Origin of the sequence: Streptomyces sp. T39 (assembly GCF_008042045.1) — a bacterium.
In the GTDB taxonomy this organism is placed as follows: domain Bacteria; phylum Actinomycetota; class Actinomycetes; order Streptomycetales; family Streptomycetaceae; genus Streptomyces.
In genome coordinates, this window is the sequence record NZ_RDBP01000012.1 from 2,557,994 (window position 1) to 2,581,079 (window position 23,086).

Annotated in this window: 20 protein-coding genes; 9 read left to right on the forward strand and 11 right to left on the reverse strand. The window is 73.5% G+C overall.

The annotated features are described in order from the left end of the window. Positions 1-27: 27 nt before the first annotated feature. Positions 28-612: an SMI1/KNR4 family protein gene (locus tag EAO77_RS12720; RefSeq protein ID WP_147989102.1), complete on the reverse strand. Its 585-nt coding sequence runs from the start codon at positions 610-612 to the stop codon at positions 28-30. Between the two features lie 459 nt (positions 613-1,071). Here EAO77_RS12720 and lon point away from each other — a divergent pair, with 459 nt between their 5' ends. Together lon and EAO77_RS12735 are read left to right on the forward strand one after the other, a co-directional pair. Beyond that, a complete protein-coding gene (gene lon, locus EAO77_RS12730) occupies positions 1,072-3,489 on the forward strand; it encodes an endopeptidase La (RefSeq protein ID WP_147988105.1) in 2,418 nt (805 codons plus the stop codon). Between the two features lie 140 nt (positions 3,490-3,629). Then, complete coding sequence (locus tag EAO77_RS12735) at positions 3,630-4,427, forward strand: pentapeptide repeat-containing protein (protein ID WP_147988106.1); 798 nt, start codon at positions 3,630-3,632, stop codon at positions 4,425-4,427. A 42-nt stretch (positions 4,428-4,469) separates the two neighbouring features. On the opposite strand, the gene EAO77_RS12740 is transcribed toward EAO77_RS12735, so the two are convergent. Further along, entirely contained in the window at positions 4,470-5,291 is an 822-nt protein-coding gene (locus tag EAO77_RS12740; protein ID WP_147988107.1) for a lysozyme, read from the reverse strand. Between the two features lie 281 nt (positions 5,292-5,572). Between EAO77_RS12740 and EAO77_RS12745 the strand changes: the two genes are divergently transcribed. Further along, positions 5,573-6,004 carry a MarR family winged helix-turn-helix transcriptional regulator gene (locus tag EAO77_RS12745; RefSeq protein ID WP_187283198.1) on the forward strand — a complete coding sequence of 144 codons (432 nt, stop codon included), beginning with the start codon at positions 5,573-5,575 and terminating at the stop codon, positions 6,002-6,004. A gap of 66 nt (positions 6,005-6,070) precedes the next feature. Here the strand turns inward: EAO77_RS12745 and EAO77_RS12750 are convergent, their stop codons facing one another. Next, positions 6,071-6,862 (reverse strand): protein phosphatase 2C domain-containing protein, encoded by a 792-nt coding sequence (locus EAO77_RS12750; protein WP_147988109.1) that lies wholly within the window; start codon positions 6,860-6,862, stop codon positions 6,071-6,073. A gap of 366 nt (positions 6,863-7,228) precedes the next feature. Between EAO77_RS12750 and EAO77_RS12755 the strand changes: the two genes are divergently transcribed. The 5 genes from EAO77_RS12755 to EAO77_RS12775 are packed head-to-tail and all read left to right on the forward strand — an operon-like array spanning position 7,229 to position 13,311. Next, positions 7,229-10,459, forward strand: a complete 3,231-nt coding sequence (locus EAO77_RS12755) for a nitrate- and nitrite sensing domain-containing protein (RefSeq protein ID WP_410088433.1) — start codon at positions 7,229-7,231, stop codon at positions 10,457-10,459. Then, positions 10,456-10,941, forward strand: a complete 486-nt coding sequence (locus tag EAO77_RS12760; RefSeq protein ID WP_147988111.1) for a roadblock/LC7 domain-containing protein — start codon at positions 10,456-10,458, stop codon at positions 10,939-10,941. The genes EAO77_RS12755 and EAO77_RS12760 overlap by 4 nt, the downstream gene beginning before the upstream one ends. Continuing rightward, the gene (locus EAO77_RS12765; RefSeq protein WP_147988112.1) at positions 10,938-11,348 is read left to right on the forward strand and encodes a DUF742 domain-containing protein; all 411 of its coding nucleotides are present in this window, start codon (positions 10,938-10,940) and stop codon (positions 11,346-11,348) included. Before EAO77_RS12760 ends, EAO77_RS12765 begins: the two co-directional genes overlap by 4 nt. After that, positions 11,329-12,048: a GTP-binding protein gene (locus tag EAO77_RS12770; RefSeq protein ID WP_410088434.1), complete on the forward strand. Its 720-nt coding sequence runs from the start codon at positions 11,329-11,331 to the stop codon at positions 12,046-12,048. The genes EAO77_RS12765 and EAO77_RS12770 overlap by 20 nt, the downstream gene beginning before the upstream one ends. Positions 12,049-12,075: 27 nt before the next feature. Further along, a complete protein-coding gene (locus EAO77_RS12775; protein ID WP_147988113.1) occupies positions 12,076-13,311 on the forward strand; it encodes a styrene monooxygenase/indole monooxygenase family protein in 1,236 nt (411 codons plus the stop codon). Between the two features lie 331 nt (positions 13,312-13,642). Here EAO77_RS12775 and EAO77_RS12780 read toward each other — a convergent pair whose 3' ends face one another. The 4 genes from EAO77_RS12780 to EAO77_RS12795 all read right to left on the reverse strand — a co-directional run bounded on the left by EAO77_RS12780 (position 13,643) and on the right by EAO77_RS12795 (position 16,958). Next, positions 13,643-14,722 carry a hypothetical protein gene (locus EAO77_RS12780; protein ID WP_147988114.1) on the reverse strand — a complete coding sequence of 360 codons (1,080 nt, stop codon included), beginning with the start codon at positions 14,720-14,722 and terminating at the stop codon, positions 13,643-13,645. A gap of 174 nt (positions 14,723-14,896) precedes the next feature. Beyond that, complete coding sequence (locus EAO77_RS12785; RefSeq protein WP_147988115.1) at positions 14,897-15,172, reverse strand: hypothetical protein; 276 nt, start codon at positions 15,170-15,172, stop codon at positions 14,897-14,899. Between the two features lie 78 nt (positions 15,173-15,250). Then, complete coding sequence (locus EAO77_RS12790; protein ID WP_147988116.1) at positions 15,251-15,979, reverse strand: TetR/AcrR family transcriptional regulator; 729 nt, start codon at positions 15,977-15,979, stop codon at positions 15,251-15,253. 43 nt (positions 15,980-16,022) lie between these two features. Next, positions 16,023-16,958, reverse strand: coding sequence for an AurF N-oxygenase family protein (locus EAO77_RS12795; protein ID WP_147988117.1), 936 nt, complete (start codon positions 16,956-16,958; stop codon positions 16,023-16,025). Between the two features lie 176 nt (positions 16,959-17,134). Here EAO77_RS12795 and EAO77_RS12800 point away from each other — a divergent pair, with 176 nt between their 5' ends. Then, positions 17,135-18,262: a ferritin-like domain-containing protein gene (locus EAO77_RS12800; protein WP_147988118.1), complete on the forward strand. Its 1,128-nt coding sequence runs from the start codon at positions 17,135-17,137 to the stop codon at positions 18,260-18,262. A 28-nt stretch (positions 18,263-18,290) separates the two neighbouring features. Here the strand turns inward: EAO77_RS12800 and EAO77_RS12805 are convergent, their stop codons facing one another. The 4 genes from EAO77_RS12805 to EAO77_RS12820 all read right to left on the reverse strand — a co-directional run bounded on the left by EAO77_RS12805 (position 18,291) and on the right by EAO77_RS12820 (position 23,075). Beyond that, positions 18,291-19,340, reverse strand: coding sequence for an amidase family protein (locus EAO77_RS12805; RefSeq protein WP_147988119.1), 1,050 nt, complete (start codon positions 19,338-19,340; stop codon positions 18,291-18,293). 427 nt (positions 19,341-19,767) lie between these two features. Next, entirely contained in the window at positions 19,768-21,225 is a 1,458-nt protein-coding gene (locus tag EAO77_RS12810; protein WP_147988120.1) for a penicillin-binding transpeptidase domain-containing protein, read from the reverse strand. Continuing rightward, positions 21,222-22,604: an FtsW/RodA/SpoVE family cell cycle protein gene (locus EAO77_RS12815; protein ID WP_147988121.1), complete on the reverse strand. Its 1,383-nt coding sequence runs from the start codon at positions 22,602-22,604 to the stop codon at positions 21,222-21,224. Before EAO77_RS12815 ends, EAO77_RS12810 begins: the two co-directional genes overlap by 4 nt. Before the next feature lie 144 nt (positions 22,605-22,748). Then, on the reverse strand, positions 22,749-23,075 hold the full coding sequence (locus tag EAO77_RS12820) for a zinc-ribbon domain-containing protein (protein ID WP_147988122.1): 327 nt from the start codon (positions 23,073-23,075) through the stop codon (positions 22,749-22,751). Between the last annotated feature and the right edge of the window lie 11 nt (positions 23,076-23,086).

Consider the following 23,086-nt stretch of genomic DNA (forward strand, 5'->3'; position numbering starts at 1 on the left):
CCATGGGGATCGCCACATGGGTCACGTTCAGTTGCTGACGTCCTGCTTGATCTGCACCAGCGCCTCGTCCCACACGTCCCCTCCATCCGCCCAGGTCCACAGCCATTGGCGCAGAGACGGTGCTGCGTAGCACAGGCCATCGTGAGGGTTCTGGCCCCAGTCTGGCTCCCAGCCGTCGGCGTCCCAGAGGAGCACTGGGTTGTCTATCGCTATAAGGGAGACGTGCCACTCCATGGTGCAGCCGCCACCCGTCAGGAAGAACCACGACGCCGGTGGCCCCCATCCTGGCCGCTGGTCGTGGACGGTGGTTGCGCAGTGCCAGTCCTGGACGTGCCAGTGCGGAATGCTGCGCGGTATCAGTGATGCGAGCCCGCCCTCCGGCCCGAACCCTCCGTCACCGATCTCGGTGTAGATGCGCCGGAGCAATTCGGGCAGCCGATAACCGAGCTTCTGTTCCGCGTGCTCGACTTGGGCGAACGTGACAGGCGGGAAGGGCTTGTCGGGGAGGCTTCCGCGGGAGGGGATCGCGCCTCCGGCGCCCCATGCGAGTGCGTGCAGTTTCTCCAGAAGCGCGTCGTCGTCCGCAGCAGTGCGGTGGGTGGCATCGGTCACGAGCCGGAACTGTAGTGGGGAAGGGTTGCTGCTTCGGGGACCGCCGACCGTCGCAGACCACCACAGGCCCGGCAGATGCGCTATCCCTTGTACGACTTGAACGCGCGCACCGGCGCTACGTCCTCGAACCGCACCGCCCGGGCGTCCAGCAGAGGCAGGCGGAACTCCGACCCGCACCGGTCGGCGTACGCGACCTCGAACCCCTCCGCCGGCGGCTCCGAGACACCACCCGGCAGAACCCCCAACGCACGTGCCACGACGCGCTAACCCCGCCCCGCAGCGAAAGGTCACTCTGCAAGGCGAACGATCACGCGAAGAGTAAAGCTGCGAAGCGAAGAGACCGGCGTCACAGGACAGTGGCGGAGGGTGATCGCTCAGAGCGAACGCAGCCGGGGGAACATCTCCGGGCTCACGTGCATTGAGTCCATACAGCTCAACTTGACTGCGTTAGGGGAGATCATGGCTGCCGATGCCGACGACTTCACTGTCCACTCGCCGCTCACTCTGCCCGTGCTGCCGCTCGACGACGAGGTCGTGCTGCCGGGCATGGTCGTACCGCTCGACCTGTCCGACACCGAGGTGCGGGCCGCGGTCGAGGCCGCCCAGGCGGCAGCCCGTCCCTCGGGCAACAAGCCGAAGGTGCTGCTCGTTCCCCGGGTCGACGGCACGTACGCCGCGACGGGTGTGCTCGGCACGGTCGAGCAGGTCGGCCGGCTGTCCGACGGCGACCCCGGCGCGCTGATCCGCGGCGTCGGCCGGGTGCGCATCGGCGCCGGGACCACCGGCCCCGGCGGGGCGCTGTGGGTCGAGGGAACCGTGGTCGAGGAGGCCGTCACCGGTGCGCCCGGCGCCGTCTCCGAGCTCGTCACCGAGTACAAGGCCCTCGCCACCGCCTGGCTGAAGAAGCGCGGTGCCTGGCAGGTCGTGGACCGGGTCCAGCAGATCGACGACGTCGCCCAGCTCGCCGACAACTCCGGATACTCGCCGTTCCTCACCACCGCCCAGAAGATCGAACTGCTGGAGACCTCCGACCCGGTCGCCCGTCTGCGGCTCGCCACCGAGCAACTGCGCGAGCACCTCGCCGAGCAGGACGTCGCCGAGACCATCGCCAAGGACGTCCAGGAGGGCGTGGACAAGCAGCAGCGCGAATTCCTGCTGCGCCGTCAGCTCGACGCCGTCCGCAAGGAGCTGCGCGAGCTCAACGGCGAGGCGGAGGGCGACGAGTCCGACGACTACCGCGCCCGTGTCGAGGCCGCCGATCTGCCCGGCAAGGTCCGTGAGGCCGCCCTCAAGGAGGTCGAGAAGCTGGAGCGGGCGAGCGACCAGTCGCCCGAGGGCTCCTGGATCCGCACCTGGCTCGACACCGTCCTCGAACTGCCGTGGAACGAGCGCACGGAGGACGCCTACGACATCCAGGGCGCCAAGGCCCTGCTCGACGCCGAGCACGCGGGTCTGGCGGACGTGAAGGAGCGGATCACCGAGTACCTGGCGGTGCGCAAGCGGCGCGCCGACCGGGGGCTGGGCGTGGTCGGCGGCCGCAGGGGCGGCGCCGTGCTCGCGCTGGTCGGTCCGCCCGGCGTCGGCAAGACCAGCCTCGGCGAGTCCGTCGCGCACGCGATGGGCCGCACCTTCGTCCGGGTCGCCCTCGGCGGCGTGCGCGACGAGGCGGAGATCCGCGGACACCGGCGCACCTACGTCGGCGCCCTGCCCGGCCGGATCGTCCGGGCGATCAAGGAGGCCGGCTCCATGAACCCGGTCGTCCTGCTCGACGAGATCGACAAGGTCGGCTCCGACTTCCGCGGCGACCCCGCCGCCGCCCTGCTGGAAGTCCTCGACCCGGCTCAGAACCACACCTTCCGCGACCACTACCTGGAGGTCGAACTCGACCTCAGCGACGTGGTGTTCCTCGCCACCGCCAACGTCCTGGAGTCCATCCCGGAGGCCCTGCTCGACCGTATGGAGCTGGTCAGGCTCGACGGCTACACGGAGGACGAGAAGGTCGTCATCGCCCGGGACCACCTGGTGCCGCGGCAGCTGGAGCGGGCGGGCATCGAGCCCGGCGAGGTCACCCTCGACGACTCGGCCCTGCGCCGGCTCGCCGGCGAGTACACCCGCGAGGCCGGCGTGCGGAACCTCGAACGCTCCGTCGCCCGGCTGCTCCGCAAGATCGCGGCCCAGCACGAGCTGGGCGACCGGGAGCTGCCGTTCACCGTCACCGACGCCGATCTGCGCGACCTGATCGGCCGGCCGCACCATGTGCCGGAGTCCGCCCAGGACCCCTCGGAGCGCAGGACCGCGGTGCCGGGCGTGGCCACCGGTCTCGCCGTCACCGGCGCGGGCGGGGACGTGCTGTTCGTGGAGGCGTCGCTCGCCGACCCGGAGACGGGCGCGGCGGGACTGACCCTGACCGGCCAGCTCGGCGACGTGATGAAGGAGTCCGCGCAGATCGCGCTGAGCTTCCTGCGCTCGCACGGCGCGGAGCTGGAGCTCCCGGTCGCCGACCTCAAGGACCGCGGAGTGCACATCCACTTCCCGGCGGGCGCGGTCCCCAAGGACGGCCCGAGCGCCGGCGTCACGATGACCACGGCCCTCGCCTCGCTGCTCTCCGGACGCCAGGTGCGCACGGACGTGGCGATGACCGGCGAGGTGTCGCTGACGGGGCGGGTCCTGCCCATCGGCGGGGTGAAGCAGAAGCTGCTGGCCGCCCACCGGGCGGGCATCACCACGGTGATCATCCCGAAGCGGAACGAGGCCGACCTGGACGACGTCCCGGCCGAGATCCTCGACACGCTGGACGTGCACCCGGTGACCGATGTGCGGCAGGTGCTGGAGCTCGCGCTCTCGCCGGCCGGGTCCCTGGTCACGGCCGCCGCCTGACCGGGCGGCGGGCGGGGAGCGCCACGAGGCCCGGCCGCGGACGGATCGTCCGCGGCCGGGCCTCCGGCGTGCCCGCGAGGCACGCGGGAAGGTGGTCGGCCGGGTCGGCCGGCGGCCGCCGGGCCCCGCACAATGGACGGATGGACACCCTGCGAGCCGACTGCTCGAACTGCTTCGGGCTGTGCTGCGTCGCCCTGCCCTTCGCCGCCTCCGCCGACTTCGCCGCCGACAAGGCCGCCGGCACGCCGTGCGCCAATCTGCGCACCGATTTCCGGTGCGGCATCCACGACAGGCTGCGCGCCGACGGCTACCAGGGCTGCACCGTCTACGACTGCTTCGGCGCCGGCCAGCAGGTCTCGCAGATCACCTACGCCGGTACCGACTGGCGCACGGCGCCGGACACGGCGGGCGAGATGTTCGCGGTGTTCCCCGTGATGCGTCAGCTCCACGAGCTGCTGAGGTACCTGGAGGAGGCGCTCGCCCTGCCGGCCGCCGCCGGGCTGCATCCCGGCCTGAGCGCCCAGCGCGCGGCGGTCCGCGAGCTGACGGGACTGGCTCCCGCCGGCCTCCTGGAGCTGGACGTGGCCGCCCGCCGCCAGGAGGTGAACGTCCTGCTGCTGCGCACCAGCGAGCTGGTGCGCGCGGAGGTCCGGCGCAGGAAGAAGGACCGCAGGGGAGCGGACCTGCTGGGCGCCCGGCTGCGCGGCGCGGACCTGCGCGGGGTGAGCCTGCGCGGCGCGTGCCTGATCGCCGCCGATCTGACGGGCGCCGACCTGCGGCTCACCGATCTCATCGGCGCCGACCTGCGCGACGCCCGGCTGGCGGGCGCGGATCTGACCGGCGCGTTCTTCCTCACCCAGCCGCAGCTCAACGCCGCACGCGGGGACGGGGCGACCCGGATCCCGGACGGGCTGACCCGCCCCGCGCACTGGTCGTGACAGAGCGGCGGGGCGGGCCCGGGGAAGGGGTGCGGGGGCGGCTCAGCCGTTGGCGAGCGCCACGACGCGGTCGTAGGCGCCGTTGAACTTGTTGTGGTCGCCGACGATCGGTCCGGACGACGTGTACTGCCACATCGTGTAGTAGGGCCAGCCGGCCGGCAGGGTGCCGGGCGTGGTGTTGTAGCGGGCCACCCACAGCGGGTTCGTGGCGCCGAAGCCGGCGTAGTTGCCGGTGCACTGGGTCCACCAGCTGGTCGCCGTGTAGATGACGGCGTCCCGGCCGGTGCGGGCCTTGTAGCGGTTCAGGAAGTCGCGGATCCAGGTGACCATCGCGGACTGCGACTTGCCGTAGCAGGCGGCGCCGTACGGGTTCCACTCGATGTCGAGCGCGCCCGGGAGCGTCCTGCCGTCCCTGGACCAGCCGCCGCCGTTGTTGACGAAGTAGTCCGCCTGGGCTGCGCCGGTCGTGGTGTCGGGGGTCGCGAAGTGGTACGTGCCGCGGATCATGCCGATGTTGTAGGAGCCGTTGTACTGCTGCGTGAAGTACGTGTTCTTGTAGTACGTGCCTTCGGTGGCCTTGACGTAGGCCCACCTGACGCCGCTGTTCCACAGCGCGGCCCAGTCGACGTTCCCCTGGTGGCTGGAGACGTCGACGCCTTCGGTCTGGACCGCGCGGGTGTCGCGGGGGGTGCCGCCCTGGCCGTCGTGGGCGACGACGCCCATGCCCATGTGGGCCGAGCCGCGTTCCGGCTTCGGATCGGCGGCGGCCCCGGGGGCGGTGAGGAGGAGGGAGAGGACTGCGACGAGAGTGCCGGTTGCCGCGAGACGCGTACGACCGGTCTTTCCGGATCTGTGCACGGGCATAGCGTGCCTCCGAAGACCTCGGTGGGGGGATCTGACGACGTGTCGACATGCCGTGGCGGAACCGTATGGTGTGGACATGCCAGCAAAAACTCTACGCACGTAGAACCCGGGGAGGAAGGGCACCCGGGTGCCGCCGTTGGTCTACTCCTGCGAAATACTTGCCCAACTGCGGCGATGACGGCCCGCGGAGGAAACTTTCAGAACCGGGAAAGCGCGCGATGGGTGCTGACGTGCACGAAAGTGGTACGGCGAGTGAAGCCGGGCTCAAGGGAGGAAGTGGTATGGACCGCGAATTCCTCGCTCTCGAACGCGAGTTGGCGGTCTTCCTCCGCCGGGCACGGGCCTCTTCGGGCGAGATGGCCCGCGAGGTCCACCCCGATCTGGAGCCCGCCGCGTACGGGCTGCTGGTCCGCCTGGAGGAGGCCGGGGCGCAGCGCGGCACCGAGCTCGCCGGCTACTTCGGGGTCGGCAAGGCGACCATGAGCCGGCAGCTGCGCGCGATGGAGGAGGTCGGCCTCGTCACCCGTGAGCCGGACCCGGCCGACGGCCGGGCGTCCCTCGTACGGCTCACCGGCGAAGGGGTGGCCCGGTTCCGCCATGTGCGCGATGCGCGCCGGGACCGCTACATGAGCAAGCTCGCGGGCTGGGACCGCGGGGAGATCGCGGAGCTGGCCCGGTTGCTCCACCAGCTCAACACGAGCGCCGAGAGCTGACGCGGGCCGCGCCCGGGCGGTCCTTCGGCGGCGCCGTCCGCGGCGGGCTCCGCGGAGCTCCGCCCCTCAGAGCTCCGCGAACACCGCCGACGCGTCGTCGTGGAGCTTGAAGCGCCGGGCGCCCGGACGCTGCCCGGCGCCCGCGTCCTCCAGCGCCCGCACCCGCTCGACCAGCGACCGGGCGCCCTCCTTGCGCAGCACCTGGACGCAGGCGTGCCAGTCGCCCTCCCCGAAGAGGTCCACCCAGCGCGACGCGCCGTCCGTCAGCGCCGCCACCGCCCGCACGCCCGCCCGGGGCACGCTGCCCGTCACCGCGCGCGCCGCCACCGCCGGGTCGGCGGCCGCCGTGAAGAAGCCGCCCTCCGCGTTGCGCAGGGCGTCCGCCGACGCGAGGGTGCGCAGGGCCTCGCGAGGCAGCCGGTCGAGCCGGTCGTCCAGCACGGCGGTCACCGCGCCGTCCGGTGACTCCAGGAGGAGGGCGGAGTCGGAGAGCACGAGGTACTCCACCTCTCCCTCCGGCCCGCCCCACCGGGTCAGGACGACGGTTGCCTGCGGAGTCCGGACGTGAGAAAGGTCACATGTGCCGCGGTGCGCGTCCGCCGTGCGCCGGATCGCCGCGGCGAGGACGTCCGCAAGCGACAGATCGCGCCGTGAAGCGGACAGTTCGGTCAGCGCGCCGCCCAGCCGGGCCGTGAACCAGGGGACGTCGTGCACGCACCCGGCGTCGTCGAGCGGCGGAGTGACGCCGTCCAGCACCACCAGCGCTCCGCCCTGGCCCGAAGCGGGAAGGGACGCCGACACCCAATCCTCGTTGGGGCGTTCCCGGCTGCCGGGTTCGGTCGCGAGGTCGATACGCATGGACGCCAGTCTGCATGACTCCTTCACCGCTCCTGCACGAAGCGCGGATTGGCCCGTACCAGCAGGTCAGGCGGGTGCCTTCGACCCGATTGGGGCACTGTGCGCACCTGCGGGCGGGCATCCTGCCAAAGGGCGGCCCCGAGGTCCAACCCGCGCGCCGTACGGGCCGTGCCGGACCGGGCGCGGGAGTTGTTCGCCAACTCCGGCATGTTGTTCACTCGTTCGGGTGGCGGAGCGGCCGATGCGCGCCTCCCTCCCGAAGGCACTGGAATGGTCGGAAGCCGTACCAGGGGTGGGGCTCTCGCGTGTGACCGGTCGTCATCTCTGCTTCATGGGTGGACGAGTCAAGCAAGATTGCGAGCACCGGTGCAGAAGAAGCGGCCTCGGGGCAAAGGCGGCAGGCCCACGGAGAACGCGGGCGGCACGCCTGCCCCGATGACGGCGGCCCCCCTGCCCCCGAAGGACGACACGACCCCCAAGGGACACCCGGTCAGGGTGCGCACCAGGCTGGTGGCCGGTGTCGCGCTCGCGGGACTCGCCGTGGTCGGCGCGGGTGTCCCCGGCGTCCTGGCCGTGTCGGCCGATCTGACCTCGTCCCAGGAGCTCGTGACCCTCGCGGCCCTCGACCGCCAGGCCGTCACCCTGGCCCACTCGCTCTCCGACGAGCGGGACGAGGTCGTCGCCTGGCTCGCCGCCGGCGGCGAGAACCAGAAGGGCGACAAGGAGGACCGCCGCACCCTGACGGACGGCCTCAGCGCCCGCGTCGACCGCCAGATCGACGAGGTCCGCGAGGAGACCGAGGGCGACCACGCCGAGCTCGGCCGCAGTCTCGCCTCGGTGCCGTCCCTGCGCCGCACCGCGCTCTCCGGCAGGAGCACCCCCGTCGAGGTCCACCGCACCTACACCGCGGTGATCGACCGGCTCCACGCGCTCGCCTCCGAGCTCTCCGAGCGGACACCGCCGCGTGCCGCGGCGGGGACCCGGGCCCCCGCCGACCTCGGTCACGCCGTGGAACAGGCATCCGCCGTTCGCGGTCTGCTGCTCGCGGCCCTGTCCGTGCCGCAGCCGGAGCCCGTGCTGAGCTACGACCCGATCACCGGTCTGCCCGAGGAGACCGACGGCGAGGACACCGGCGAGAACGCCCGGACCCGCGACGCCCTGACCGCGGCCGCCCAGCAGGCCCGGGTGCGCGAGCTCGGCGCGCTCGCCGACTTCGACCAGTCCGCGGGCAAGGAAGCCCGCGAGAAACTGGCCGCCACCGTCACCGGCTCGGAGGTCAAGGCCGCCGAGGCCTTCCTCGTACGCCTGACCGACCAGCCCCGGCTCACCGGCAGCGAGCGCCGCACCGACCGCGCCGAGCTGGAGGCCGCGCTCACCGCCCGTATCGAGCAGATGCGCGGGGCCGAGACGGCGCTCGCCGCGGACCGCCTCGCCGCGTTCGAGCAGCTCCGCGACGACGACGTCACCGCCCTCGAGATACGGATCGCCCTGCTCGGCGGCCTGCTCGTGGTCACCGTCGGCGTCCTCGCCGCGGTCGCCCGCACCCTGACCCGGCCGCTCGCCGTGCTGCGCATCGGCGCCGCCCGGCTCGCCGACGCCCAGGGGGCAAGCGACCCGGTGCGCTTCACCGGCCGCAACGACGAGTTCGCCCAGGTCGTGCGCTCCCTCAACGCCCTGCACGGCCGGCTGCGCGAGCTCGCCGGACGGGTGGCGCGCCTGGACAGCGACCGCGGCGACCTGATCGGCGCCCGCGAGGCGGCCGCCGCCGAGCTCGCCGCCGCCCGGGCCGAGCTGGGCGAGCGGGCGGCGGAGATGACCGCCGAGCTGGAGCGGCTGCGCCACACCGTCCACCACACCTTCGTGAACCTCTCGCTGCGGACCCTCGGGCTGGTCGAACGCCAGCTCGGCGTCATCGAGAAGCTGGAGGAGCGCGAGCAGGACCCGGAGCGCCTGGCCACCCTCTTCAAGCTCGACCACATGGCCACCGTCATGCGCCGCCACAGCGAGAACCTGCTGGTCCTCGCGGGCACCGAGCACGGGCAGGGCCATGTCGGACCGGTGCCGCTCGTCGACGTGCTGCGTGCCGCCGTCAGCGAGATCGAGCGCTACGACCGCGTCGTCATCCAGTCCCTCCCCCCGCACGCCCAGGTCGCGGGCTTCGCCGCCGACGACCTCAGCCACCTGGTCGCCGAACTCCTGGAGAACGCCACCTCGTTCTCCCCGCCCGACGCGCAGGTCGAGATGTCCGGCTGGCTCCTGGAGAACGGTGAGATCATGCTCTCCGTGCAGGACGCGGGCATCGGCATGACCCCCGCGCGCCTCGACGAGGTCAACGCCCGCCTGGACGACCCCTCCGGCTACGAGACGCCGGACGGCCGCGAGGCCGAGGGGCTCGGTCTGCGCGTGGCCGCCCTGCTGGCCGCGCGGCACGGCGTACGCGTCCAGCTGCGGGAGCACAAGCAGGGCGGCGGCATCACGGCCGTGGTCGTCGTACCGGCGGCCCTGCTTCCCCAGGGTCTGCCCGCGACCGCCGCCCAGCCGGTGACGGTCGCCGGCCAGGCCCCCGCCGTCCAGCTGCCGGGCTCGGTCGCCGAGGCCAACTCCAACGCCCTGCCCCCGAGCGCCCGGCGCGGACCGTCCCCCCGTCCGGACGCGCCGGCCGACACGGCTCCCGCGGGAGCGGACGAGCCGCAGGCCGCGCCGTTCCCGGGCACGGACGCGGGGGTGCCGGACGCCGGGCTTCCGGACGCCGCTGCGCAGGCAGCGCCGGCCCCCGGGTCCGCCGACCCCTTCGTGGCGGCGGCCGAGCGGGCGGTGCGTGCCGCGGAGGCGGAGGAGGAGACCCACGAGCGGAGCGCCGACGGCGAGCCCGTGTCGGACGGGATCGACCAGGAGACGTTCACCATGCGGCTGCCCCGGCAGCCCGCGCCGGAGGGTGACGCGACGGGCTTCGCGCCGCAGGGGCACGCGCCGGAGGGTGACGCGGCGGGCTTCGCCCCGCAGGGGCACGCGCCGGAGGGTGACGCGGCGGGCTTCGCCCCGCAGGGGAACGCCCCGGAGGGTGACGCGACGGGCTTCGCCCCGCAGGGGAACGCCCCGGAGGGCGCGGCTCCCGCGTTCGCCCCGGACGCTGATGTCGCGGCCGTCCCCGCGCCGAGCGCGCCCGAGGCCGCGGCCCCCGCGCCGAGCGCGCCCGAGCTGAGCGAGGCCGAGGCGCCCGCCCCCGCGTGGGACCGCGTCACCGACAAGGGCCTGCCCAAGCGGACGCCCAGGAACGTCGCCCCCGCGGCCGCGCCCACCGGGCGCACCGGGGCCGTCGACGCCGACGCCCTGCGGCGCCGGCTCGGCGGCTTCCAGCAGGGCGCCAAGGACGGGCGCCGCGACGCCGAGGCCGAGATCACGCAGGCCACGCAGACCACACAGATCCCGCGGAGCGCGCCGGGAGCCGAGACCACGCCCGCCCCCCACGCAGGCCGGCCGCACGGGACCGCGCACCGCACGGACACGCAGTACCCGGAAGCGACGGACACAGGCACACCGGACACCGGCACACCGGACACAGAAGCGGGGGACACAGTCGAGGAGGCACGCAGTTGACTGCGACCGGCACATTCGGGCTGAGCAGCGAGGCCCGTAATCTGCAGTGGTTGTTGGGCAATCTCGTGGAGGAGGTGCCAGGAGTCCGCTCGGTCGCCGTCGTCTCGTCCGACGGTCTGATGCTGCTCTCCTCCGACCCCGAACCCGACCGCGGACCGGCCCCCGCCGCCGCCCGCCCGGAGGGCCCCCGGGGCTCCAGCGCCGACCTCGCCACGATCGTCTCCGGCATCGGCAGCCTGACCATCGGCGCCGCCGGACTGATGGACGGCGGCGGGGTGAAGCAGACCATGATCGCCATGGAGGAGAGCAGCGTGCTCGTCATGTCGATCAGCGACGGCTCCCTCCTCGGCGTCCACGCCACCCCCGACTGCGACATGAGCGTCGTCGCCTACCACATGGCCCTGTTCGTGGGCCGTGCCGGACACGTACTCACCCCCGAAGTCCGCAGTGAACTGCGCAAATCGATGGAGAGCACCCGATGACCGCCGCCGCTTCGTCCCCCAAGCTCCCGGTGCGCGGCCAGGAGCGACGGCCCGCGCGGGTCCGCCCGTACTCGCTGACCGGCGGCCGGACCCGCTTCGGTCACGTCCTGCTGGTGGAGACGTTCGTCGCCGCGCTCGAGGCCCCGCCGGAGCGCCGGGAGCTGCCGGGCGGCACCCTCGCCTCGCGCGTCATGCCCGAACTGCGGGCCATCGTCGAGCTGTGCCGCCGTATGCGTACCGTCGCCGAGATCTCGGCGCTGCTGAAGATGCCGCTGGGTGTCGTCCGGGTGCTGCTCAGCGACCTGGCCGACCAGGGAAAGATCCGCGTGTACGGGACCGGTCACGGTGCCGGCCAGCCCGACCGCGCACTGCTCGAAAGGGTGCTGAGTGGACTCCGCCGCCTCTGACACGCTCTTCGCCCGCCCGCAGGCGGGAGACCCCGCCGCCACGGCGGATCCGGATCCCGCCGGCCCGATACCGGGCGGGCAGGCCCCGGACGGCTCCCGGGGCGCCCCGCTGTCCGACGAGGGCGTCCAGGCATGGCAGCTGGACACCACCCGTGCCCCCATCGCGACGAAGATCGTGGTCGCGGGCGGCTTCGGCGTGGGCAAGACGACGTTCGTCGGCGCGGTCTCGGAGATCACCCCGCTCCAGACCGAGGCGCTGATGACGCAGGCCAGTGAGGAGACGGACGACCTCACGGCCACTCCCGACAAGACCACCACCACGGTGGCGATGGACTTCGGCCGGATCACGCTCGACGACGACCTGGTGCTCTACGTCTTCGGCACGCCCGGCCAGCAGCGCTTCTGGTTCATGTGGGACGACCTGGTGCGCGGGGCGATCGGTGCCGTCGTGATGGCGGACACCCGACGGCTGCCGGACTGCTTCCCCGCTCTCGACTACTTCGAGAGCTGCGGGCTGCCGTACGTCGTCGCCGTCAACCACTTCGAGGGAACGGCGGCCTACGAGGCCGAGGACGTCAGGGAAGCCCTGACGGTGCCTCCGCACGTGCCGGTGGTGATCATGGACGCGCGCAACCGCGTCACGGTCATCGAGTCGCTGCTCGCGCTCGTCGCCCACGCCCTCGAAGCAACCCCCGAATAACCTCCCGAACCACAACGGAGTCCCGCCATGCGGAAGATACTCGTCGTCGGGGCCGGACAGTCCGGTCTCCAGCTCGCCCTCGGCCTGCAGTCGCAGGGCTACGAGGTCACCCTGATGTCCAACCGCACGGCGGACGAGATCCGGTCCGGCCGGGTCATGTCCACACAGTGCATGTTCCACACCGCCCTCCAGCACGAGCGCGATCTCGGCATCAACTTCTGGGAGTCCCAGGCACCGAGAATCGAGGGCCTCGGCGTCTCGGTCGCCGCGCCCGACGGCTCGCGTCCCATCGACTGGGTGGGCCGGCTGGACGGCTTCGCCCAGTCCGTCGACCAGCGCGTGAAGATGGCCGGCTGGATGGAGACGTTCGCCCAGCGCGGCGGACAGCTCGTCATCCACGGAGCCGCCGTCTCCGACCTGGACTACTTCTCCCGCACCTACGACCTGGTGCTGGTCTCGGCGGGCAAGGGCGAACTGGTCTCGATGTTCGGCCGGGACGCCTCGCGCTCCCCGTACGCCGAGCCGCAGCGCGCGCTGGCGGTGGCCTACGTCCACGGCCTCGGGCCGCGCCCCGAGCATCCCGACTTCGACGCGGTGCGGTGCAACCTCGTGCCGGGTGTGGGCGAGCTCTTCGTGATGCCGACGCTCACCACCTCGGGCCGCGCCGACATCCTCTTCTGGGAGGGCGTCCCCGGCGGCCCGCTCGACGCCTTCCAGGGCGTCAAGGACCCGGCCGAGCACCTCTCCCTCACGCTGGAGCTGATGGAGCGCTTCACGCCGTGGGAGTACGCGCGGGCCACCAAGGTGGAACTGACGGACGCCCAGGGCACGCTCGCCGGACGGTACGCCCCGACCGTGCGCAACCCGATCGGCCGGCTCCCCGGCGGCGGACTCGTCCTCGGTGTCGCGGACGTCGTCGTCGCCAACGACCCGATCACCGGTCAGGGCTCCAACTCGGCGTCCAAGTGCGCCGCTTCCTACCTGGCCTCGATCGTCGAGCACGGCGACCGCCCGTTCGACGCGGAGTGGATGCAGTCCGCCTTCGACCGCTACTGGGAGACGGCGCAGCACGTCACCAAGTGGACGAACGCGATGCTCGGCGTGCCGCCGGAGCACGTCCTCAACCTGATCGGCGCGGCGGGCCAGCTGCAGCCGGTGGCGGACCGTTTCGCCAATGGGTTCAACGACCCGTCCGACTTCGAGAACTTCTTCTACGACCCGGAGAAGACGGGCGCCTACCTGGCCTCGGTCTCCGGCGCCTGATCCCGCCGGCACGGCAGCGCCCCCGGTCCCTCCGGCGGACCGGGGGCGCCGTCGTGCGCCGCTGGTCCGGCGGCGGCCTCCTGGCCTTCCGGCCTTCCGGCCGCCGGGCCGGGACGGACCGGCGCGCCGTCGCACACCGGCCCGGGACGGGGAGGCGGGCCGCCGGGCCGGTCACGCGGGCGGGTGGGACGGCCGTGCTCTCACTCGATGCACGGCTGGGCGGGTCACAGGGCGTGCGGGTCCGCTGCGCCGCGCGGGGTACGCCGGAGCAGGCCGCCGGGGCGCAGCCCGGTCCCGCGTCGGACCTCTTCGTCCTCGGCCAGCTGCTGACCTACGCGGCGACGGGGACGACCCCGCTGGCCGACGCGGACGCCATCGCACACGGCGAGCCCGACCTCGCGGCGGTCCCGGACGGCCTGCGCGGGGTGGTGGCCGGTGGCGGTGGCTGGAGGTCTGCGGGCGCGGGTGTGCCGTGCGGGTCCGCCGCCGGGGTGTCCGCATCCGCGGCGTCCGCGGCGCTCCCCGCCCCCGCCGGGGCGGTGCCCGACAGGTGGGCGACCTCCGCCGCCTGCGCGGCGAGTGCGGCGGTGACGGCGTCGGGGAGCCAGGTGCCGCGGGCGAGGGCCGCTGCGCCCTCCAGGGCGAGGTCCGCCGCCACCGTTCCGGCCGGGGGGCGGTCCTCGGGGGACTTCGCCAGGCACCGGGCCACCACCCCGCGCAGGCCGTCCGGGACCGCCGCGAGGTCGGGCTCGCCGTGTGCGATGGCGTCCGCGTCGGCCAGCGGGGTCGTCCCCGTCGCCGCGTAGGTCAGCAGCTGGCCGAGGACGAAGAGGTCCGACGCGGGACCGGGCTGCGCCCCGGCGGCCTGCTCCGGCGTGAGGTAGCCGAGTTTCACCGTCAGCTGGCCGTCGGCTCCGGCCTCGGCCACGACCGCCGCGCCCAGCGCGCCCAGGGCGGTCAGCCGCGGGCCGTCCGCCGCGAGCAGCACGGTGTCGGGCGACAGCCCCTGGAGCACGGTCCCGGTGGCGTGGACCCGTGACAGCGTCTCGGCGAGCGCGGCGCCCAGGACCCGCACCGCCCGCTCCGGCAGCGGCCCGGCGAGCGTGATCGCCTCGCGGAGGGTGACCGCGGGCAGATAGCCGCTCGCCGTCCACAGCAGCGGACCGTCCGTGGACGCCTCCACCGGCTCCACCCAGCCCCCGGACAGCCGCTGCGCCCTGCGCGTCTCGTGCCCGAAGCGGCGCCGGTAGGCGGGCACCTCGGCGAGCTGCGGCCGGACCAGTGCCACCACGGACGGTGTGCCGTCCGCGGCGAGCGCGAGGTACCGGACCGAGCCCGCCGACTCCCTCGTCCTGGCCAGCACGCGGTACGGGCCGATCCGCAGCGGATCGTCCTGGTGCAACGGCTCCATCGCGAGCATCCCCCTGGTGACGCGGCCCTGAGGCCCGGCTCGCCTCCGGGGCGTCCACGGCGGTTCCGACGGTCGATCGCGCCCGGCCCCCGTTCCCCGGGACCTGCGCGTCCTCCCTCGCGGCGCCGCCGCGCCCCTTCGGCTCGTACGCCGTGTGTGACGGTCGCCGTGATCCTATGGCGTGCCGTTCGGCTTCGACCAGGGCCAGCGCAGCTCGCGCCGCTCGACGCCCTCGGGCGCGTACTCGTACTTCCAGCCGCGCAGCAGCCCGAGGCGCCGGGTGTAGCCGGAGGGCACGCGGCGGTAGGCGTGCACGGTCGGCGGGGTGCCGTCGTCGTGCGGGACGGGGACCTTGTACCACTTCGGAGGGTGGCCCGTGGGGCCGGTCAGGACCGGCAGCACGCGCCCGTCGAGGGGGCCGCCGACGAACGGGGTGTTCTCGCTTCTCACCCGGACAGTGTCACAGCAGGCGGCCCCGGGCTCACAGCGGACGGCCCGGACCAGGGAGGTCCGGGGGAAGGGGCCGGCTCACAGCAGACGGGCCGCGCCGCCCAGCACGGGGCCCAGCCGCTCCGCCAGCCTCGCGACCCGCCCGCCCGGTTCCTCCTGGGGCAGCAGCCCGGCGACGACGGCCGCGGTCTCCGCGTCCGACGCGGCCGTGACCGCGAGCAGCCCGAGCAGGTGGTCCACCAGCCAGTCGCGCAGCTCCCCGGCCGGCGGCGCCTTCTCCTCGTCGATCCAGATCAGCGAGGCGGCCTCGACGGACGCGATCCAGGTGCGGACCATCAGGCCGAGCCGGTGTCCGGGGCGGCCCACCCCGAGATGGACGAGGATCTGCTCGGCCGCGGCCCGCCGCACCTCGTCGACGATGGCCGTCGTGCGAGAGGTCTCCGCGACGCTCCCGCCGCGCATCAGCGCGCTGAAACCGGCGTCGTGCTCGTCGACGAACCGCAGATAGCGGTCGAGGACCCGGGCGACGCGTTCGGTCGGCGGCCCGGCGGCCGGTTCGGCGAAGCAGCTCTCCAGCTGGTCGGCGGCCGAACGCAGCGCCGCCTCGTAGAGCTGCTGCTTCCCGCCGGGGAAGTAGCGGTAGACGAGCGGCCGGGAGACTCCGGCCGCCTCCGCCACGTCGTCGAGCGAGACGTCCTCCGGCGGCCGGTGTGCGAAGAGTCCGAGCGCCGACACGAGCAGCTGCGCCCGGCGCTCCTCCACACTGAGCCGTCGGTACGCGGGGCCGGCGGAAGCGGGACTGGTCATGCACCGCAGACTAACCGCCGTCTTCACCGCGTCTCCCCGTTCCTCACGCGAGAAGCCCGGAGCTCTTCCACAGCCGGCGGCCGGGGCCGCGCAGCACGCCGATGTCGTCCAGGAAGTCGGTCAGCCTGCGGGCGCCGCTCTGCATGACCTCCCGGCGGTGCCCGCTGGCGTTCACCTGGGCCACCGCCTCCCGCCGGTCGAGGCCGACGTTCTCGTACACCTGGGGGTTGACGAAGCAGACGCTGAACACCCGGGCCGCCTGCCCGCAGCTCAGCCGGGTCAGCTCCTGCTCCCAGCGCGGGGCGGTGACCATCTGCCGGCGCAACTCCTCGCGGGCGTACCGCACATGACGGGCCTCCTCCACCACGTGGATGCGAGTGACCCCGCGCACCAGCGTCTGCACGCGCTCGTCGGGGAACGTCAGACGCTGCATCCAGTCGAGGATCTCCTCGCCGAGCAGGGTCGCCGCGAACGAACCGGGCGTCGTGGAGACGGTCTTCAGCACCCGGGCCAGGTTGTGGTAGATCCTCGGCACCGCATAGGCGGGAGCGCCGCCCTTCTGGATCATCCGCGCGAACATCATCGAGTGCCGGCACTCGTCGGCGATCTCGGTGAGCGCGTACCGCACGTGGTTGCTGGTCACCGACTTGTCGTAGATGTGCCGGACCAGGAGCTGCATCAGGATGATCTCGAACCAGATGCCGAGGGAGGCCAGCGAGGCGGCCTCGTGCCGCGCCAGGTCCATCCGCTGCTCCTCGGACATCCTGCGCCACATCGGGGTGTCGTAGAGGGACACCAGCTCCGGCGGCCAGAACCACCTGCCGTCCTCGATCGGGGCGTCCCAGTCGAGCTCCTTGTCGGGGTCGAAGGAGTGCTTCGCCGAGGACTCCAGCAGCCGGGCCGCGACCTGCTCGCGGTCCCGGAGGGGTCCCAGCGCGTCGCGGAGCAGCTGGATGTCGCCGTGGGCTGCGGTCGTCATGAGGGCACCTCGCGATGGACTCGGAGCGGTTCGACAGTTATGAGACCGCTTGTCAGCAGAGCCGTCAATCCTTCGCGCACGACTTGTTGACTCCGTGTCTACCACCGTGTGACTCTGCCAACTGCCCCTGCACAGCGGTGAGTACACAACGGACGACGAGCCGAAGGAGCCGCCCCGTGTCGACGCAGGACCGCTACACCACAGCGCCGCAGAGCACCCTCTGGCAGGTGCCGGCCACCGGCTCGGCGCGCTTCACCTGGGAGTACGAGGACGGGCGCGACCGGCTCCTCGCCCTATACCAGAAGGGCAAGGACAAGCAGTGGGACGGTGCCCGGCGCATCGACTGGGAGCTGGAGGTCGACCCGTACGACCCCCTCGGCACCCCCGACGAGGCGCTGACGCTGTACGGCACCCGCCACTGGGCGAAGATGTCCGAGAAGGACAAGGCGGAGCTGCGCCGGCACTACACCTCCTGGCAGTTCAGCCAGTTCCTCCACGGCGAGCAGGGCGCCATGGTCTGCGCGGCCCGGATCGTCGAATCGGTGCCCGACCTCGACGCCAAGTTCTACTCCGCCACGCAGACCATGGACGAGGCCCGGCACGCGGAGATCTACAGCCGGTTCCTGCACGAGAAGGTCGGGATGCTCTACCCGATCAACGACAACCTCCAGTCCCTGCTCGGGGACACGCTGCGCGACTCGCGGTGGGACATGCCCTACCTCGGGATGCAGGTCCTCATCGAGGGGCTCGCCCTGGCCGCGTTCGGCATGATCCGCGACACCACCACCAAGCCGCTGCCGAAGCAGATCCTGGCCTATGTGATGCAGGACGAGGCCCGCCACGTGGCCTTCGGACGGATGGCCCTGCGCGACTACTACCGGCAGCTCGGCGACGCCGAACTGCGCGAGCGCGAGGAGTTCGTCATCGAGGGCTGCTACCTGATGCGCGACCGGCTGCGCGGCGTCGAGGTCCTGGAGAACTTCGGCGTCTCGAAGAAGGAGGCGGAGGAGTACACCGAGCAGTCGGAGTTCCTGCACCTGTTCCGCAAGCTGTTGTTCAGCCGGATCGTGCCCTGCGTCAAGGACATCGGCCTGTGGGGCGAGCGGCTCCAGAAGGCCTATCTCGACATGGGCGTCTTCGAGTTGGGCGACGCCAGCCTCGACCTGCTCATGACCCAGGACGAGGAGATCGCCGAGCAGCTCGACCGCGAACGCTTCGCCGTGGAGGAGCGCGAGCGGGTCGCCGAGGTGACCCGGGCGATCGACGAGGGCGCCAAGATCACCGGGGACGGGGCCGCGGGCTGACCGGTCCCGCCGCCGTGCACCGCTGCCCTCACGGCCGCAGGGCGGGCAGATGCCGCTGCGCCGCCACCGCGGTCTCCAGCAGCGCGGCGTCCGCGCCGCGCCGCGCGACCAGTTGGAGTCCCACCGGGCAGCCGTCGGGGCCGAGGCCCGCGGGGACGGAGGCCGCCGGGTGGCCGCTCAGGTTGAACGCCCAGGCCAGCGACGTGGAGTAGACCCGGCCCGGACCGTCGTGACCGTGCGCCCGGTTGGGGGTCGCCGGGGTGAGCAGCACGTCCGCGTCGGCGAAGACGGCGTCGAGCCGGCGGTCGTTCTCCGCGCGCACCGCCGCTCCGTCCGCCGGCCGCGCGGCCCGCACCGCGCTCCAGGCGTCCGCGGGGTCCAGCAGGACGGCGTCCCGCCCCGACAGCCGGATCACCCCGGCGGACTCCAGCCGGGCCACCGCGGCGCCCGCGACGGCCAGCACCTCCCGGTCGACCTCGGCGAACCCGAGCGCCGGCGACCACACGGCACGCAGCGGCAGCAGCGGGGGAGCCGCCTCGCCCGAGCCGAGCAGGCAGCGCAGAAACGGGCGGGCGTCCTCGGCCGTACGGGTCAGCAGACCGGGCGACGCCAGCCCCGTGCGGTCGGGGGTCGGCAGCAGGCCGTTCGTCGTCTTCAGCCCGAACACCCCGCACCACGCGGCCGGGATGCGCACCGAGCCCGCCCCGTCCCCGCCGGTGGCGACCTGGGCCATGCCCGTCGCGACGGCCGCCGCCGCCCCGGCGGAGGAGCCGCCCGGCGTCCGGTCGGCACGCCACGGGTTGCGGGTCGGGCCGTGGGCCCCGAGCCCCCACGTCATCCACTCCGAGCCGGACCGGGGCACCGAGGTCGCGCCGACGGGGACGGCGCCGGCCGCCGTCAGGCGCCGGGCGGCGTACGCGCGGATGCCCGCCGGCCCCTTGACCGCCAACGGCACCCCGGCGAGCGGCAGCGACGCCTCCGGCTCCGCCGCCCGGGCCTCCGCGGCCCACACCTCGGTGAAGGCGCTCACCTCCGGGTCGAGCCGCGCGACGTTCTCCAGTGCCTCCGCCAACTCCATGCCCCCATCCTCCCGGGCGCGGCGCACCCCGACCGGCGTTCCCTGCGACGGGGCTGCGTGACGGGGCGTCTTGGGGGGCCTCGATCGCCGGCGGGGCCGGTTTCCCGGCGTGCAGCCGGGTCCGGATGCGTGGCCGGGTCCGGTGGGGCTCTGCCCGCATCCCGCGCCTCACGCGCCGGCGGGGCCGGTCTGCCGGCCACGGCCGCAGGCCGTGCCGCGTCCGCCGGGGCGCCGGTGGGTCCGGATGCGCAGCCAGGTCCCGGTGGGGTTGGTCTGCCGGCGTGCAGCCAGGTCCGGATGTGTGGCCGGGTCCGGCGGGGCTCTGCCCCGCGCCCCGCGCCTCAAGCGCCGGCGGGGCTGGTCTGCCGACCACGGCCGCAGGCCGTGCCGCGTCCACCGGGGCGCCGGTGGGGCTGGTCGACCCGGTCTAGCCGCGCAGCGCCGCACGCATCACCGACCGCGCGATCGGCGCGGCACTCCCGCCGCCGCTGATCTCCGCGCGGTCGGCCGAGGCGTCCTCGACCACCACGGCCACCGCCACCCCCGGCTGCGGTGCGTCGTCGGCCTGTGCCCAGGAGATGAACCAGGCGTACGGGGTGCCCTTGTTGCCGACGCCGTGCTGGGCGGTGCCGGTCTTGCCGCCGACGGTCGCGCCGCCGATGGCGGCCTTGCGGCCGGTGCCCTCCTCGACCGCCTGCACCATCATCTCGCGCAGCCGCATCGCGGTGGCCGGGTTCATCGCCTGCCGGTACGCCCGGGGGCCGTGGTGCTCGGCCGTCTCGCCGCCGGCCCGGGTGACCTTCTCCACGAGGTACGGCCGGCGCAGGGCCCCGCCTCCGGCGACGGCCGACGCGACCATCGCCATCTGCAACGGTGTCGCCGTGGTGTTGAACTGCCCGATCGACGACAGCGCCAGCTGGTCCGCCGACATGTCGGTGTCGAAGTTGGAGCGCGACACGGCGGCCGGGATCCGCAGCCCCGGGTCGTTGAAGCCGAACCCCGCAGCCGCCTCCACCATGCCCCGCAGGCCCACCCGGGCCCCGAGGCCGGCCATCACCGTGTTGCACGACCACTGGAGGGCGTAGGCGAGGGAGGCGTTCTCGCAGCCCTCGGCGGCGTCGGGCAGCACCGTGCTGGTGCCGGGCAGGACGTACGGGTGGGGGGTGCGGGTCGGGGCGTCCACGTCGTCGACCGTGCCCGAGTCCAGGGCCGCCGCCGCCGTCACGATCTTGAACGCGGAGCCGGGCGGATAGGTCTGCCGGATGGCCCTGTTGAGCATCGGCCGCGCCGGTGCCCCGTTCAGCCGCGCCCAGGCGTCCGCGCTGGCGCCGTCCGTCCCGGCGAAGCGGCCGGGGTCGTAGGACGGGCTGCTGACGAGCGCCAGGATCCGGCCGGAGGAGGGTTCGATCGCCGCGACCGCGCCGCGCCTGCCGTCCAGGCCCCGGTACGCGGCCTCCTGCACGGCGGCCCTGATGGTGGTCACCACATGGCCGCCGGGCGGCCGGATCCGGTGGAGGCCGTCCCACAGCGGCAGCGGGGAGAGCACCGGATCGGTCCCGGCGAGGATGCCGTCCTCCAGGTTCTCCAGCAGGGACGTGCCGTAGGTCTGCGAGGCGTAGCCGGTCACGGGGGCGTAGAGCGGACCGTCGCGGTAGGTGCGTTCCCAGCGCAGCCTGCCGCCGGTGTCGCGGGAGCCGGTGACGGGGCCGGAGTCGACGAGGATGTCGCCGCGCGGCACGCCGTAGCGGGCGATGTCGGCGCGCCGGTTGCCCGGGTTCTCGTCGAGCGCGGGGGACTCGACGACCATGACGCGGGCGGCGTTGACCAGCAGCGCGGCCAGCAGCAGCGCGCAGATCCAGGCCGCGTGCCGGGTGCAGCGGATCACCGCAGGGCCACCGGGCGGGCGGGGGCGGCCTCCGGTTCGGCGGGCACGGGCCGTGGCGCGCGGGCCGCGTGGCTGAGCCGGATCAGCAGGGCCACGATCACCCAGTTGGTCACCACCGACGAGCCGCCCTGGGCGAGGAACGGCATCGCCATGCCGGTCAGCGGGATCAGTCCCGTCACCCCGCCGGCGATGACGAACACCTGGAGCGCGACGATCGACGACAGCCCGACCGCGAGCAGTGTGCCGAAGGCGTCGTCCAGCCCGGTGGCCGCCTGGAAGCCGCGGCCCACGAGCAGTCCGTACAGCAGCAGCAGGGCGGTCACTCCGGCGAGACCCAGTTCCTCGCCCGCGGTGGCGAGGATGAAGTCGGACTTGGCGGCGAAGCCGATGAGGACGGAGTGGCCGAGCCCCAGGCCGGTGCCCAACACGCCGCCGGTGCCGAAGGCGAACAGCGACTGGGCGAGCTGCCCGGCGCCCTGCCCGGATCCGATCCCCGCGTACGGGTCGAGCCAGTCCTCGACCCGACCGTGCACATGCGGCTCCAGCGTGCCGACGGCGTACGCCCCGGCGGCTGCGAGCATCAGTCCGACCGTGATCCAGCCGAGGCGTCCCGTCGCCACGTACAGCAGGACGACGAAGAGTCCGAAGAACAGCAGCGAGGTGCCGAGGTCGCGCTCCAGGACCAGCACCAGCATGCTCGTCAGCCAGACCCCGACGACCGGGCCTGCGGCCCGTCCGGCCGGCAGCCGCACCGCCCCGAGGGCGCGCCGGGCGGCGCCGGTGAGTGCCTCCCGGTGGGCGGCCAGCTGGGCGGCGAAGTACACGGTGAGCAGCACCTTCGCGAACTCGCCCGGCTGGAGGGAGAGTTCACCGATCCTGATCCAGATCCGGGCGCCGTTGACCGGCGGGAAGAGGATGGGCGCGCAGAGCAGCAGGAGCGCCGCGGTGACGCAGGCGCGCGCGTGGCGGCGCAGGGCGCGGTGGTCGCCGAGGGCGATGACCGTGGCGACGCAGAGCGCCACCCCGAGCGCCGACCACACCAGCTGGGTGGGGGCGGCGATGTCCCGCGGGGTCTCCAGGTCGAGCCGGTGGATGAGGACCAGGCCCAGGCCGTTGAGCAGGACGGCGACGGGCAGCAGCAGCGGATCCGCCCAGGGGGCGCGGAAGCGGACGGCGAGATGGGCGACGAGGGCCAGTGCGCCGAGGCCCGCGCCGTAGCGGGCCGCGTCCGGGGGCACGGCGCCCTGGCGGGCGAGGCCGACGCAGGCGTAGCCGTACACGGAGACGAGGACGGCGCAGACCAGGAGCGACAGTTCGACGCCCCGCCGCCGGGCGGGGCGCTGCTCGGGCGGGGACGCTTCCGCCGTCGGTGCGGTCATGCCACGCAACGTAGCAAGCCGTCAGAGTGTTTGTCCCTTTATGTCATAGTGCGTCCTCGCTCTGCCGCCCGCGCCGGGCCGGCGCCCCGCCGCGCCCGGGTCGCCGGGACGTCCTCCCGGCGACCCAAGGGAAGTGACGTTTCCTCAGTGCTGGTACGGGTTCTGCCCGCCCGGCTGACCACCCTGCCCCGCGGCCTGCCCCTGTCCGTACTGCTGCCCGCCCTGGGCCTGGCCGCCCGCGGCCTGGAGCTGGAGCTGCTCCGCCTGCGCCGAGGTGATCTGCTGCTCGGCGCCGCAGAAGGTGCACTGCGTCGCGTACTTCGTCGAGAACGGGAACAGCGGGACGAAGAACAGGGTGAACTTGGTGACGCGCTTGCGCAGGGTGTGGGCCGAGGGGTTGCCGCAGTGGCCGCAGACCAGCGTGAGGATGGCCAGCTGGTACAGATAGCCCTTGGTGCCGAAGATGATCATTTCCGATGTCC

Coding starts and splice junctions, on each gene's coding strand:
- EAO77_RS12820 (WP_147988122.1), bottom strand. CDS start 23,075: ATGATCATCTTCGGCACCAAGGGCTATCTGTACCAGCTGGCCATCCTC.
- EAO77_RS12790 (WP_147988116.1), bottom strand. CDS start 15,979: ATGACCAGTCCCGCTTCCGCCGGCCCCGCGTACCGACGGCTCAGTGTG.
- EAO77_RS12750 (WP_147988109.1), bottom strand. CDS start 6,862: ATGCGTATCGACCTCGCGACCGAACCCGGCAGCCGGGAACGCCCCAAC.
- EAO77_RS12815 (WP_147988121.1), bottom strand. CDS start 22,604: ATGACCGCACCGACGGCGGAAGCGTCCCCGCCCGAGCAGCGCCCCGCC.
- EAO77_RS12780 (WP_147988114.1), bottom strand. CDS start 14,722: ATGGAGCCGTTGCACCAGGACGATCCGCTGCGGATCGGCCCGTACCGC.
- EAO77_RS12765 (WP_147988112.1), top strand. CDS start 10,938: ATGACCGCCGCCGCTTCGTCCCCCAAGCTCCCGGTGCGCGGCCAGGAG.
- EAO77_RS12735 (WP_147988106.1), top strand. CDS start 3,630: ATGGACACCCTGCGAGCCGACTGCTCGAACTGCTTCGGGCTGTGCTGC.
- EAO77_RS12775 (WP_147988113.1), top strand. CDS start 12,076: ATGCGGAAGATACTCGTCGTCGGGGCCGGACAGTCCGGTCTCCAGCTC.
- EAO77_RS12745 (WP_187283198.1), top strand. CDS start 5,573: ATGGACCGCGAATTCCTCGCTCTCGAACGCGAGTTGGCGGTCTTCCTC.
- EAO77_RS12740 (WP_147988107.1), bottom strand. CDS start 5,291: ATGCCCGTGCACAGATCCGGAAAGACCGGTCGTACGCGTCTCGCGGCA.
- EAO77_RS12805 (WP_147988119.1), bottom strand. CDS start 19,340: ATGGAGTTGGCGGAGGCACTGGAGAACGTCGCGCGGCTCGACCCGGAG.
- lon (WP_147988105.1), top strand. CDS start 1,072: ATGGCTGCCGATGCCGACGACTTCACTGTCCACTCGCCGCTCACTCTG.
- EAO77_RS12795 (WP_147988117.1), bottom strand. CDS start 16,958: ATGACGACCGCAGCCCACGGCGACATCCAGCTGCTCCGCGACGCGCTG.